13 protein-coding genes are annotated in these 13,617 nt (G+C 63.8%); 6 read left to right on the top strand and 7 right to left on the bottom strand.

The genetic code is table 11. The features are described 5' to 3' along the window. Positions 1 to 69: 69 nt before the first annotated feature. Positions 70 to 549 carry a hypothetical protein gene (locus tag ACFXMV_RS21635; protein WP_378503581.1) on the top strand — a complete coding sequence of 160 codons (480 nt, stop codon included), beginning with the start codon at positions 70 to 72 and terminating at the stop codon, positions 547 to 549. 3 nt (positions 550 to 552) lie between these two features. Beyond that, positions 553 to 1,698, top strand: coding sequence for a zeta toxin family protein (locus tag ACFXMV_RS21630; protein WP_378503580.1), 1,146 nt, complete (start codon positions 553 to 555; stop codon positions 1,696 to 1,698). Between the two features lie 33 nt (positions 1,699 to 1,731). On the opposite strand, the gene ACFXMV_RS21625 is transcribed toward ACFXMV_RS21630, so the two are convergent. The 4 genes from ACFXMV_RS21625 to ACFXMV_RS21610 form a co-directional block, all read right to left on the bottom strand. Then, positions 1,732 to 2,310 (bottom strand): hypothetical protein, encoded by a 579-nt coding sequence (locus ACFXMV_RS21625; RefSeq protein ID WP_378503579.1) that lies wholly within the window; start codon positions 2,308 to 2,310, stop codon positions 1,732 to 1,734. A 658-nt stretch (positions 2,311 to 2,968) separates the two neighbouring features. Further along, a complete protein-coding gene (locus ACFXMV_RS21620) occupies positions 2,969 to 3,370 on the bottom strand; it encodes a GIY-YIG nuclease family protein (RefSeq protein ID WP_378503578.1) in 402 nt (133 codons plus the stop codon). Positions 3,371 to 3,562: 192 nt separating this feature from the next. Beyond that, a complete protein-coding gene (locus tag ACFXMV_RS21615; protein ID WP_378503577.1) occupies positions 3,563 to 4,447 on the bottom strand; it encodes a Fic/DOC family protein in 885 nt (294 codons plus the stop codon). A gap of 4 nt (positions 4,448 to 4,451) precedes the next feature. Beyond that, complete coding sequence (locus ACFXMV_RS21610; RefSeq protein ID WP_378503576.1) at positions 4,452 to 4,637, bottom strand: hypothetical protein; 186 nt, start codon at positions 4,635 to 4,637, stop codon at positions 4,452 to 4,454. A gap of 205 nt (positions 4,638 to 4,842) precedes the next feature. Here ACFXMV_RS21610 and ACFXMV_RS21605 point away from each other — a divergent pair, with 205 nt between their 5' ends. Together ACFXMV_RS21605 and ACFXMV_RS21600 are read left to right on the top strand one after the other, a co-directional pair. Beyond that, positions 4,843 to 5,673, top strand: a complete 831-nt coding sequence (locus tag ACFXMV_RS21605) for a hypothetical protein (protein ID WP_378503575.1) — start codon at positions 4,843 to 4,845, stop codon at positions 5,671 to 5,673. An 89-nt stretch (positions 5,674 to 5,762) separates the two neighbouring features. Continuing rightward, positions 5,763 to 6,308 (top strand): hypothetical protein, encoded by a 546-nt coding sequence (locus ACFXMV_RS21600; protein WP_378503574.1) that lies wholly within the window; start codon positions 5,763 to 5,765, stop codon positions 6,306 to 6,308. A gap of 66 nt (positions 6,309 to 6,374) precedes the next feature. On the opposite strand, the gene ACFXMV_RS21595 is transcribed toward ACFXMV_RS21600, so the two are convergent. Then, positions 6,375 to 6,614, bottom strand: a complete 240-nt coding sequence (locus ACFXMV_RS21595) for a hypothetical protein (RefSeq protein WP_378503573.1) — start codon at positions 6,612 to 6,614, stop codon at positions 6,375 to 6,377. Between the two features lie 508 nt (positions 6,615 to 7,122). After that, positions 7,123 to 7,536, bottom strand: coding sequence for a hypothetical protein (locus ACFXMV_RS21590; protein WP_378503572.1), 414 nt, complete (start codon positions 7,534 to 7,536; stop codon positions 7,123 to 7,125). A gap of 406 nt (positions 7,537 to 7,942) precedes the next feature. Between ACFXMV_RS21590 and ACFXMV_RS21585 the strand changes: the two genes are divergently transcribed. After that, positions 7,943 to 8,569, top strand: coding sequence for a DUF732 domain-containing protein (locus tag ACFXMV_RS21585; protein WP_378503571.1), 627 nt, complete (start codon positions 7,943 to 7,945; stop codon positions 8,567 to 8,569). Positions 8,570 to 8,627: 58 nt separating this feature from the next. On the opposite strand, the gene ACFXMV_RS21580 is transcribed toward ACFXMV_RS21585, so the two are convergent. Continuing rightward, the gene (locus tag ACFXMV_RS21580; protein ID WP_378503570.1) at positions 8,628 to 9,356 is read right to left on the bottom strand and encodes a hypothetical protein; all 729 of its coding nucleotides are present in this window, start codon (positions 9,354 to 9,356) and stop codon (positions 8,628 to 8,630) included. A gap of 494 nt (positions 9,357 to 9,850) precedes the next feature. On the opposite strand from ACFXMV_RS21580, the gene ACFXMV_RS21575 reads away from it, so the two are divergent. Beyond that, positions 9,851 to 13,393, top strand: coding sequence for a type ISP restriction/modification enzyme (locus ACFXMV_RS21575; protein ID WP_378503569.1), 3,543 nt, complete (start codon positions 9,851 to 9,853; stop codon positions 13,391 to 13,393). Positions 13,394 to 13,617: the final 224 nt, after the last annotated feature.

Genomic DNA, 13,617 nt, shown 5'->3' with positions numbered 1-13,617 from the left:
CCCTCGGGGGCGACTCTTTACCTTTCTTACCTGCGGGTATAAGCTTTCCTATATAGCAAGGGGGAGAAGATGACGACCATCATGGATATGGATCGCGATCAGCAGCAGCTCTACCGCGAGCTCGCGCGCGACAAGGCCCGCGAGAAGGTGGCGCGGATCAACTACCTGCGGCACCTGCGCCAGCTCTACGAGTCGGGACTGACCCAGGTCGCTCTTGCTGAGGTCGAGAACGTGAGCCAGCCGACGATCAGCGACCTCCTCAAGCGTGCGCGCTTTGAGGCCCCGGACGTTCGGCCCGGCACGCACGGTGGGACCGCGTACGAGATCGCCGCCCGATACGCGGCGGGGGAGATCGACAGCGCCACGGTCCGTCGCGAGCTGATCGAGTGGGCATACGAGAAGCCGGGCGCTCCCAACCCCTTCCCCTACGCCAATGACGTCCGGCCGATCAGGGAGGGCGGGTTCAATAACCAGGTTGGCCGCGCCCTCAGGGACGGGCTCCTCGCAGATGAGGACTACGACGCCGTGCTCAACGCTCTGGCCGACTGACCCGTGACTCCTGAGCAAATCGAGGCCCGCCGCGCCTGGCTCGCCTCGCTGTCGGAAGACGGCGGCCCACTGACGCCGAACGCACCCCACGCGACGATCAACGATCGCCGGTACTTCCAGAAGGTCGACGGAGAAGCGGTCCCGACGCCCACAAGGGTGCGGCTGCACGACGAGATTCTTCGGCGCTGGCTCAGGTCCCAGCCCGACGTGCAAGCCAATCGGTCGGCGATCCTAATGGCCGGCCCACCGGGCGCCGGCAAGTCCAGTGCGCACGAGAGCCTGTTCAGCGGCGGCGACCGAACCCACTGGCGCGAACTCGATTCCGACGTGTTCAAGGGGTATCTACTCGAGGCCGCCATCACCGATGGCTCGCTCCAAGAGATGCTGCCTGAGAACCTCCGAGTGTCGGACCAGCAGGGCTACTTCTACCCGAACGAGCTGTCCGCGCTCGTCCATCACGAATCGACCGAGCTGTTCGCGACCGCCGCGAGAGACGTGATCGGCCGCGGAGACAACCTGATCATCGACGGCACGATGGCCTGGAAGCCGTGGGCGCAGGAACTCGTCGACCGGCTGACGGCGGCTGGCTACAGCATTCAGATCGTGGACGTGGAAGCGCCGCAGGAAGTCGCGGCCGAGCGCATCGTCTCCCGATGGCGTCAAGGATTCCTGGCGGCCGCAGCCGACCCAGGCAACCCCGGTGCACAGATGGGAGGCCGCTGGATACCTCGCGCCGCCGTCGACGGTCTGTTCACCGACCTTCGGAACCATGACGGCAAGCCGCTGCACGGAAAGTCCGTCACCGAGGTCAACGCCCGCGAAGTCAGCGAGGAATCCCCCTCGGTCACCCGGTACGACCTGTATCGCACCAAGGCCGTCGACCGCGGCGCTGACCACATCGAACGCCACGAACGGACCGCTGGGAGCGACCTGCAGCTGACGTGGCAGGCACCGGACACCCTCGCCGCGGCCGGGGATGCGAGTGCACCTAGCGTCGATTCGGCAGTCCTCGGAGGTCTACGCGCGGCCGGCGCGGCGTTCCCCAAGCGGCTCGGCAAGGTCAGTCGCGCCAGCGAGTCCGTGGACGGACCGGAAACCTCAGGTCCTGAACTCGATCCGCCCGGCCGCGATGCGGGGCCCGAGCTGTAACTACCCACTCTGTACTGCGTGGCGCGGATCGGATCAGCACACCCTGCGGGCTATGTGGCTGACACTGTCGACCTCCCACCGTCGCCCGGTGTCGTCGGTATACCGAAGAACCACATGCTCTGCCTTCTGTTTACGCAGTTCGGGAGGACCGTGTGTGGCGCGGCCTTCCACAGTGGCGGCCTCGGGGAAAATGCTCAGGAGGTCTCCAGAGTCAATTACTTTGCGCGCCAGAGTCTCGACACCGAATTCGCCCCAGCTCGCCTCCTTAAGCGGAAATTTGAAGTAGCCAATTCCTGGCGCCAGAATTGTTTCACCCTGGACGACTATGCTTTCCAGGCGCAGATCGAACAACGGTGACCTTCTCCAGTTCCTCACGCTGATCCCTGGGGCCTCATCGGAAGGCTTCAGAGACCTTTCCGCTCGTGGGGGAAAGATCGCAACCCGCACGAGGCCAGCTTCCCTAGCGAGATCGCCATCCTGCGCATCTTGGTCTGCCTTTCGCTGGAGGTCGGTACGACGTCGGTCAGTCGTTGCGATCCACAACGCCGCACCGGCAGCGAGCAGGCTCCCCAGCGCACCCAACCATTGACCAAAGCCGGTGTACCAGTCCACGTCCTGGCCACTGGCTCTCGAAACTTGCGTCCCAGCCCACAACAACAACACTGCGACGAGCGTCCCCGCCGGGCCCCAGAACCAAACTCCGCGTGGGACCTTCACCGTTCTAGGAGTCCCTCCATCGCTGCTCATCTCGACAACACTATTGCCGGCTCTCGGGCAAGACGCCGAACAACGCTTACCTTCGGTCAGCGACTCGGTCGGACTGCGGCCGCGGGACACCACTGGTCGACCTCGAGGTAGCCGCGGTTGTTGCCCGTCGGTATCGCGAATCGAACCTTACATAGCCAGCTTCCACGGCTGGTCCTGGCCCAGCCGTGCACATGACCGAGCACCTCGACGTCAACGCTGAGCCCCTCAGCGCGAACGCGGAGAGGGAGGTTGTTCGCCGGCCGCCCACCGGACTGGCCGATCGCAAGTGAGACATTGACGATGACAGGCACCGGCGGATCTACGACGCGGTACGGCGCCGGAGCGAACGCTGCCCGCCAATGATCGAACATAGATTCGATTCTGCCATCAAAGCGTCAGGCGCCAGGCTGGCGATAGATACCCGTTTGCGCAATCCTGATAACCATTACCGATAACCCACCTTATGTCAGGTTATGCCTGACGCAAGGCCGGACCCTTATCTCCAGGCGCACTCGTCGGATGGTCAGGCGCTGGAGGCATAGGCCGCGCGTGCGGCCTCGATGATGACGCGGGCGGGCCCACTGGCGTGGGACACGTTGAGCGGCGGCGCCCATTGGCCGATCACGGCCGCCTCGACCGCGGCCGGTGTCGGGTGCAGGCACCACGACACCCACAGATTGGAGTGCATCCATGCCGTCAGGCGAATCTCGTCCTCATCGACGATCACGACGCGGTCGGTGCGTCGCGTCCGGTAGCCCTCGGTGTCGAGCAGCAGCCCGGCGAGGGTTCGCCGCAGGGTGGATGATCCACTGCGGCGCAGGTGGTTGCTGTTGATCCGCCTCCGTAGGTTCGTGGCGAGACCGACGTAGAGCAGCCGCACTTCGGCGCTGGTGGGGTGCGTGGGGCCAGGGAGCTGCGGGAACACCTCGGGATCTGCCCACCATACAGACCCGCCTCGGCTGGCAGCGTCGACAGGTCATCGAGCGTATGACTGGTGGCGCTGAGCGCGGCGATAGTGCCAGCCGGATCGAGCGGGGTCACGGGGGGCGGGGTCTGCATGCCGTCAGTGTGCCGTGACCTGCCGACACATGGCTGCCGGGACGTCCTCCTCTGAGGCTCAGACCTCGTATCCGCTTTCGCGGTTGCGCAGCGCCGCGGGGTTGTGTGTCTCCTCTGATTCCCTGGTGGGCGTGGCTTCGCCACGGCGCAGCGACCGGAGTCGGCGCGGGTGTCCGAATGTGGCTGCGCGCAGGGCATCGAGGTCATAGCCCGCGTTCGCGACGGTCGACCCCGGCCGGCCAATCTCGCTGATTGCCTTGTCCAGCACTGTGACCAGCCGATCTGTGCGGGTGGTGGCTTGGTTGTAGAACCTGGCGCCGACAAACTCCTGCCGCAACGGGGCCCCCTCGGCGAATTGCGCCGTGTCGAGCTTGTACCCGGCCTGTGCTGCCAGTTCAGAGAAGAACACAAACTGTGTCCGGGTGTTTCCCTCCCGGAAGCTGTGGATGGTGTTGATCTCGCCCCAGTGGTCGGCAAGCCTGGCGATAAACTCTTGGCGACCGTGACCGCGTAGAAGGTCCTCGGCCGCCAATCGTCGGAATTGGGCGTTCGCGGCCTCCGCGATGCCCTGTGCCGGGTAGTAGCCGTAGTTCACCATCGGCGCTCTCGGGTCGCCCGGTGCGAAGTTCACAACGTCGGGTCCGCTTTTCGTCATCTGGCGATCGGGGCCGGTGCGTTCCTGCCCAGCCCAGTCATATACGTCCTGGAACAGTGTCCGGTGAATGTCCTTCATATGGGCGTAGTCGAAAAGGCCGGGAAGCGGATCGCGGGCCAGCTCGGCCATGCGGATCAGGCTCGCGCGTTCCTCGGCTTTACGCAGCATGTCCGGGTCGGTGATTCCGTACGGCTGCGCCGCATTGACCAGTAGTTTGTTCTGCAGAACAGTCGTTCCTGGGATGTAGTAGTCATCCCAGGAACGAAACTTTGAAGTTCGTGATGGCACTCGGTTAGCCCCGCAGCTCCCGAAGGTAGTCGGCCAGCTCTTCCTGTGCGGTGCTGGTGCCGATCAGCACGCGCCGTGCGGCGGACTTGTCTGCCTCGGTGACGGTGCCGCCGGACAAGCGGACGCCTGCGGTCGCGAACTCGATCGCCTCTTCGACGGTGCGCCGCTCGCGTTCCTCTATGCCGGTCATCTGATCCCCAATCCGAGCTGCCACCCTCGTCCCCTCAGCAATGGCGATACGCCGAAGTGCGCGCCTTGTTCATCATACCGGATTTGGGAACAAAGATCCTGCTCAAGGGGCTTTTTCGACACAACTGAACCGGCGCCTCGTGACGCGGGGCGCCGACTAAGACCCAGCCTTGCAAATATATGGTCTCTAATACGACCATATATTTATGCGTGAGATGTCGGCGGTGGATGCGGCCACCGCGCTGGGGGTGAGCCAGCGGCAGGTCGAGCGGCTCGCGCAGGCCGGTGATGTCGTGGTGACTCGCCGGGTGGGTCGAGCGCTGCTGCTCGATGCGGCGTCGGTGCACCGGTGCGCGCAGATGAGCCGCCGTCGGGGCCGTCCCTGGAGTGAGCAGGCGGCGTGGGCAGCGTTGACGCTGCTGTCCGGCCTCTCGGTGGACTGGATCCCGGGAGCGCACCAGGCTCGGTTGATAGAGCGGTTGCATCGCTCGACCGCCGAGGAGGTCGCCTACCTCGCTCGTCGCCGCTCGACCCGCATCCTTCGGATGCGCGGGTGGGGCACCGAGATGGCCAGATCGTTGCTGGTCGCCGGTGGCGCCTCCGCGCTCGACACGGACCCGCAGATGGCGGCGAGGTTCGAGCTGACGACCGGCCACCACGGTGGTTTCGACGGCTACCTCCTCGACACGCACGTCGAGGCGGTCGTCGACGCCTTCGGCCTGGTCCCCGACCTGGGTGGTGACGTGACGCTGCGGGTGATCTCCGACCCGCATACCGCCCGCACCGGCGGCGCGGTGCCGATGGCCGTGGTGGCCGCCGACCTCATGGACTCGCTGAGCACCCGCGAGCACAATGCCGGCACCCGCGTGTTGCAGGACCTGCTCGATACGCTCGGGTGGGCGGCCACGGTGGCAGGTCCCGGCCCCACCCGGTGGGTGGGGGCCGCCGTGGCCGCAGGCCGCCGAAGTCGCCCAGGCGATTCCGTCGCAGCAGTGGAGTCTGGTCGGCGAGCTGATGGTCCAGGTCCACGTTCTTGACCCGAGGGCCGATGATGTGGCAGGCACGAACCGGTGTCGGTGAGGATGAAAACCCTCCACGATTGAGAGTCGTGCCTAATCCTTAGATCATGGACGGCCTGAGCATCGATGCGAGATTTGCGGCAGCGAGCACTGAGACCACTGCCCGGATGACGGCGAAGGTCGCAATAGTTGCTGGTTTCCTTACCCTTGACGGCGCACTTCTCGGCCTAGCAAGCGAACATGCTGACGTCACCTGGATAGTGTGGGCGATCCCTGCACTGTCACTCGCTACGGCATTATTGATCCTTGCGCAGGACCTCTACATCTTCGCGCTCGTCGAGTTCATGGCCAAGCTCGAGATCTACCTCCCGGATGACATTCCCTCGCTACCGGGATACAACAGGGACCGCGTGGGGAAAGACGCTGGCGCGCAGTGGAAGATCCAGTATTACGTACTCGGCGCGGTCATGTTAGCGTCCAATGTCGCTGCAATTCTGCTTTCGGCAGCCTCCTGCGCCGGCAACCTCGCCATCTTTACCCTAGGCATTATCAGCGCATCAATTCTACTAGCGAACATTTGTAATGGCAGTAGACGCGCAAAGAAACTATCGGAAGAAATCCAGCAACTACAGAACGGGATCGCTGACAACTGACGGGGAGGCCGGGTGCCGATAGCAGCTGATATGACATCTCCCCTGGTGGCAGACCGACCTCCCTGCCTACACCAGCCGGCACACCACCCCGGGATGATCGCTGAGCGTGAGGTCGGCGGAATGCCCTGGCCAGGTCCGCAATCCGGCGCATGTCAGGTCGGAGGCGACGTGGTCGATCAGCGGACCGTGCTCAACGTGGCCGGCCGTGTGGATCGTCCACCGGCCCATCACCTCGGCAAGCCGGTCGGCCACCCGCTCGGGTTGCCGGACCCGCGGGACACGCTGGTTGAAGTCCCCGGCGACCACCGTCGGGACCCCCTGGTCAAACCGTGCTCCTCGAGCTGGTCGAGACAGCCGAGGTGCTCGGACCACACCGTGGCGTCTCGCCGTCCGGTACTCACGTGCGCGCTGGTCCACGGAATGCAGACGGCCAGGATCCGGATCGGCCCGGCAGGTACGGCAGTCAGCGCAGTCACCACCCGCCCGGCTCCCCCACCGGTGGTGAACCGGTCGACATCGGTGAGCGGCCAGCTGGAGCGCAACAGCACCTTGCGGCGGTCCCGCGGCAGGCCGTAGCCCCAGTCGTCGCCGGCGTCGACGCCGTGCCCGCCGTCCGGCGGTCGGCGCCCAGGCGGTGTTCCAGGTCGCGACGGTGATCTCGGTGCTGTCCACGACCGGCACCCTACGGCCACCCTCCGACCGGCCGGTTTCACCGCCAACTGCAGGGACCACGGCGTCTCGCCTGGTCAGGTCCCGCGGTTTCGCTTCTGATCACTCCCGCCGGAGGCGAGCCGACCAGGAGGCACGTCGGAGGTCAGCGCTCGCTGACGGAGCGGGTCGAGAAGTATGCGGCAAGGGACTCACCCACGTTTTTTGCGTCGCGAGCCGTTTCCATGGAGGAGTCGGCCCACCAGAACAGTTGAACGTCCTGACACACGGCGGCGCCGGCGTGGATCTCCCGGATCGTGTCCGCGGCTCCGGTGTCATCGTCGAGTTCGTCAAGGCCGTGGCCGAATCGGATGTGCTCGCCATCCGGCAAGCCGAACTCGTCAGTGATCCACCGCTGGAACATGCAGACCGCTGTTCTCACCTGTTGCGAGGCGTAGTCGCCGTCGGATGCCTGGACTTCGCTGCACACTGCGTTCGTGAGGAATGCTCGCTCGCGAAGGTGGCGTAGCTGTCGATCTGCAGCGCTCTCCGTCTGCGAGATCGCGTTCGCTAGGGGCATGTGCACAACCTATCGGTGGTCGGGTCAGGAGGGACCCGTCCGGCTCGTTCGTGTCGACGGGTGTAGTCCCCCGGGGGTGGTGCGGGATTCGGGTGAGACGTCCCAGGTGACGGCCGATAGGAGCGACTATGACATCTCCCCAGGTCGGCGGCCTCCACCCGGGAGCATCCGGTAGCGGTGCTCCGCCGTTCAGGGGTCGAGCGCGGCCGTTGAGCTCGAGGTCGCCGCCGGCGCGGGTGACGTGGCAGTCAACTGTCGGATTCCGCTGGGCGGGGGAAGTTACGACACCGACCACGTAACACTTTGCCTGCGCGGCAGGATGTCCGAATCGATACCCACAACGCGTTCGTCAAGCACTCGGCCCGTCCAGTAGCCGGTGGGACGGTGCGACAGGACAGGAACTTGCATGGGATGTGAAGGCTGCGGCCGCGTCGTCAGCGTGATTGGTGGCTATTGCCGTGACTGTGCACGCAACGTACCGACCGCTGCAGCGGCATGGAGTGCGCGTGATCTACGCGAGGCAGAGCGGCGCAACCAGGCCAAAAAGGACGCGGAACCGCGGAAGCGTGCGGCGATGACCCCGGAAGAGCCTAAGCGCGAACGTGTCACGGCCGCACGCGTCACGGTGATTGGTGGTCTCGTCGCAGCCGCGATCGCGGTCGCAATCCTGCTCGGCTGGCCGGACACCCAGGACAAGCCCCCTGCTGCGACCGAAGGACAGAACGCAGCGATGCGAGAAGCCACCGGGTTCACCGAATCCGAGATCAGCACCCAGGCAGCCGAATCCGCGTACATGGTCGCCATCGACCGAGAAGGAATCCAGTACGGCTCGCGCGAAGGCGTCATCGAGTTGGGCAAGACCGCCTGTGAATCACTCACCATCGCTACGAACCAAGGACTCGACAAGCAGACGGCGAAACTCGGCCTCGCCGAGCAGTACGCAGACGCTGGAACCATTACCTACCGGCAAGCGCTCACCATCGTCTCGGCAGCAGCATCAACCTTCTGTCCCCAGCACAAGGGTGGGTACTGAACGATCATCCCGGCCGGTTGCCGATTCGCGCCCGCCCGCCACTCCCCCGAACATCGGCTCAACTCGTGCCGGCAGGCGCTACCGCCCCCGACTCGGCCCGCGCTGCACGCCAGACGGCGTGGTCGACCTCCCAGGGCGAGACCTGCCGACCCGTGGTTGCGCTCAGCTGTCGCGCGATATCCTCGAGCAGGGTGCGGGCCGTATCGGCGGTGACCGCCGCGCCGTGGCGGGCGAGCCAGCGCAGCACCATCCGGTCGGGTTTGACGGTCTGCTGGTCCCCGATCAGCATCCACAGGTAGCCGCGGCGGACACCGGAGCTGCCCTCGCCGGGCACCGCCCGCAGTGCTGTCTCGACCGCGTCGAGCCGCGGGAGGTCCGTCAGCACGGCGCGGGCGTCCTGAATCGTCTGGACACCGTAGTCGCGCAGGATCGCCGCGTACCGCAGGGTGGCGTCGGCCTTGCGGATCCCGCCGCGAGTTGAGGTGTTCTGCCGGTTCTTCGTCGTCGCCAGCAGCGCGTCGGTGCTGGGGTAGCGGTCGAGGAAGGCATCGAGCGGCATGGGGTCGTCGGACTCCGGGACCGACATCGGGACCGCCGGCGAGTCGATCCCGAAGTCTGCGGCGACCCGCTCGACGACCGGAACGACGTGATTGTCGTAGTGCGCACCGATGCTATGGACGGCATCGAGGACGCAGAAGGTCGCGCTCACCCACCGGCGTTCGCGTGGTTGCGGATCAAGGTCCCGGACCGCCGCCACCAGGGAATCGACGCTGTCGTTGTCGTGCATGCACCGGACCGTAGCCGCCCCGTCGGACAAGATCGGCGATTTCCGGGCACGACACCGGCCCACTCTACTGGGGCTACCCGAACCGGTCCGTCACGGTTTTGCCGCCGGTAACGGCTCTTATGTCAGGTGTTCACCTGGTCGAGGTCATCTCTCCCCCCTCCACGATGCCTATGCACTCCCGCGGATCCACGGCAGCGGCGTTGGTGTGGCCGGACTGTGGGGAGAAGGTGATGGTCGTGTTCCGGATCGTGGAGCCCTACGGCACCACGGCAGCCCATCCACACAGGCCACTCGATCTCATCCAGCCCGCTTGACGTGGGAATACCCGACCTAGCCGAAGCCCTGACGGACCCCGCGCCAACGTCACTGGCTAGCTTCTACCTTGCCTTCCTCCATGTAAGCCGCGGGGCAAGCCCGCGCGGCAGCCCTGGCGCCAGGCAGAATCACCTAACGGCGAGGCGGACCTACCTCCCGAACAGATTGAAGATGGGGAAATGATGGCAGTCGACTCGACGGTTCTTGCCGACCTAGTAGCCAAATTTGGTTCCGACACAAAGACAAAGTTGTCGGGACCAGGAGAAAGAGAAGCCCAGCTGTCAGGCCCTGTCGCACAGTTCATCACTGACTTCGGCAACGCAGCCGGAATGCGGATAACCACCCATGACGAGGTGTCTTTGGACGGGGTCGTCCGGCCGGACTTCGGGGTCATCGTTGACGGGGTACTGACCGGGTTCATCGAGTTGAAGGCCCCCGACGTATCCCTCGACCCGAGCACCTACGGCAAGAGCACTCACAACTACAGGCAGTGGCAGCGACTGAAGGAGCTTCCTAACCTGCTGCACACCAACGGTATCGAGTGGCGCTTGTGGCGATACGGTGAACTCGTCGACCAGCCGATCCGACTGCACACACCCTCGCTAGTGAACACGCGAGGCCGACTGACGGCGCCAGGCAGCCTGGAACTGATCCTTTCAGGCTTCCTGCGTTGGAAGCCAGTCCCCATCACCTCCGTCGCGAAGCTGGTCGACACCCTTGCACCGCTCGCACGAATGCTGCGCGAAGAGGTCAAGTTGGCGATGACCGCTGAGCGTCGAGCGGTCAAGGCCGGCGCCGACAAAGAAGTCCAGCCCTTCCTTGGATTGGCAAAAGACTGGCGCGCAATGCTTTTCCCCCATGCCAAGGACGAAGAGTTCGCCGACGGATTCGCGCAAACCGTGGTGTTCGCACTCATGCTGGCAGTCAGCGACGGCATCGATGTCGGCTCATCCACGCTGAACGAAGTGTCTAAAAAGCTCGAAAACCACCACACCCTCATGGGCATGGCGCTGAACCTGCTCACCGAACACATCAACAAGACACCCGCCGGCACCGCGATCGAGATGATCGCTCGAACTCTTTCTGCGGTCCAGTGGGACAAGGTCGCGGGCGGCAAAGAAGACGTCTACCTCCACCTGTACGAGCACTTCCTGAGCGTCTACGACCCTGAGAAGCGAAAGAAGACGGGCTCGTACTACACCCCGGTCGAGGTAGTAGATTTCATGACCCGCCTCACTGACGACGTACTCAAACAGCACTTCGGCAAGCGCGACGGATTCCGCAACCCACATGTCACTGTGGTTGACAGTTCGATGGGCACAGGCACCTACCCGCTGGGTGTCCTGAGACACGTCGGAGCCGCCGCCGAAGCTGAGTATGGGAAGGGCGCACGGCCGGAGGCAGTTTCCAACATGGCCTCACGCCTGTACGGCATCGAATTGCAGTCCGGACCGTTTTCAGTGGCGGAACTGCGCCTGAGCGAAGCGATGAAGACAGCCGGCGCCTCGCTGCCTGAAGGCGGCATGAACATGTACGTCGCCGACACCCTCGAGGACCCTGACAGCGGCAGCGATAGCCAACTCTCGTACACGATGAGGCTGATCGCCCAGCAACGCCTCAAGGCCAACAAGATGAAGCGTGAACTGAACGTTCAAGTCAGCATCGGCAACCCTCCCTATCTCCGAGATACCCCAGTTGAACTGGGCGGATGGATCGCCAATGGCATGGACGCGAACACCCACAAAACCCCGATCGACGCGTTTCGGCATCCAGGCAATGGGCTTCACGAGTGGCACCTGAACAACCTGTACGTCTGGTTCTGGCGATGGTCGACGTGGAAGGTGTTCGAATCCACCGACCGTCCCTCTGTTCGTGACGGCGGCAACGGCGTCGTCTGCTACATCACCGCGGCCGGATATCTCACCGGACCTGGGTTCAGGGGAATGCGCGACTACCTGCGGCGCAAGGCATCCCACGGGTGGATCATCAATGTATCCCCGGAAGGTAAGAGGCCCCCGGCCAAGAACACCATCTTCAATATCGAGACTCCCGTCGTGATCGCGTTGTTCGCGCGCACGGCAGGAACACTTGAAGACGTGCCTGCAGAGATCCGGTACATCAGCATTCACGGGACACGCGAAGAGAAGTACAAACAGCTCAACGAACTCGCGTTCACAGATGAACGGTGGCGTCTCGCGCGCACGGATTGGACCGCACCGTTCACACCTGCTGCGGCCGGCGTGTGGGACGAACATCCTGCCCTTAGCGATCTGATCCCGTGGGTGTCGCCGGGTGTGATGCCGAACCGAACCTGGGTCTACGGACCGAACCGAAGCATCATCGAAGAACGCCTCCGAGCCGTTGTCTACGAGGACGACGCTGAGAAGAAGTCAGCCCTGTTCAAAGAGAGTCGCGATGCGAATCTCGACAAGATCAAGAAGCCGTTGCCGGGCATGGACACTGAGTCCGAGACGCAGAACAAGTTCCGCGACGTCGTGATGATCCCTGATCCGAAGATCGTTCGGGTCGGATACAGATCGTTTGATCGTCAGTACTTGATCGCTGACAGTAGGTTGCTGCACCAGCAGTCAGTTAGCTTGTGGCACGGAAGAATTCGTGGTCAGGTGTACTGTTTCGAGCCGCACTCGATCCACCCGGGCAAAGGCCCCGGTGTCAGCTTTTCTGCGCTAGTGCCCGATATGAACTTCTTCAAGGGAAGCGAAGGCGGCCGAGTTCTGCCGATGCTTCACCCTGATGGCACCGCCAACCTCGCACCCGGGCTTCTCCACGAGCTTCGCGAGAAACTCGGCATCGATGTCAACGGGGAAGACGTCACTTACTACGTTGCCGGCGTGGTTTCCCACCCTGCCTACACGGAACAGTTCGACGACGAACTGAATACCCCGGGAATCCGGGTACCGATCACCATGGACCCCGAGCTGTGGGCCGAAGCCGTCGAACTTGGAAGGCAGGTGGTATGGCTACATACGTACGGCGCAGGCGGAGCGCACCCCGAGGGATGCAAGGACGTCCGTGAATCACTCGCGTCCAACATTCGCCCCAGCTATGACGAGTCTGTCGGCAAAGTCATGCCCGAAACGATCCGGTACGACGAGGATGCTCAGACCCTGCATATCGGCAAGGGACAGTGGGGAAACGTCTCACCGGCTGTACGCGGATACACCGTGGGTGGACGGAACGTGATCGACTCCTGGTTCGGGTACCGGCATGCCGCCAAGCCGGGGCATTCAGTCACAGGCGAGAAAGCACCGAGCAAGCGCAAGTCAGCTCTCGACGCGATCAACGTCACGATCTGGCCGAGTGAGTGGTCCAACGAGCTCAGCGAGCTTCTGAGCGTTCTAACCCAGCTCGTCGCACTGGAACCCTCTCAGCAAGACCTTCTCGACCGGATCCTCATGGAGGAGATGATCACGCGAGACCAGCTAGCCGATGCGGGCGTGGTGTGGCCGACGGCGAACAAGGACCGCAACCCACATTTGCCGCCGATGGGAGAGCGGGAAGCCCGAGCGTTCTTTGCCGATGTCAAGCATCCCGCCGCTGAACCGACCAAATACCGGGCCGACCCTAATTCGGACGGTTGGGTCATGACTGAGTTGGTGACTCATTCAAAGAAGCCGGCCCGTTGGATCGTGGACCACACGGGACGGATCGGACAGCTGACCGGAGATCAATCCCCGGATCCGAATTTCGAGGCTCTCTGAACATGACAAGAGCTGAAGCGACCGTTCTCGAGTTGTCACCGATAAGACGGTGCTGAGGGCAGCCCCCATCTCACGAGTCAACTGAGGTGGGGGCAATCCTTCCGTGATGAGGTGCTCGATCATCTGGGATATCTCTCACGGCCCAGCCCGGCACCCGCGATCGTCCCACAACCTTGGCTTTGGGACGGTGTTCATGCTCGATCTCGTGTGACGCTTGGAATTCC

It is taken from the genome of Rhodococcus sp. NPDC059179 (assembly GCF_042754885.1).
Lineage (GTDB): Bacteria > Actinomycetota > Actinomycetes > Mycobacteriales > Mycobacteriaceae > Rhodococcus_G.
This window is presented reverse-complemented; position numbering and strand designations above follow the sequence as displayed.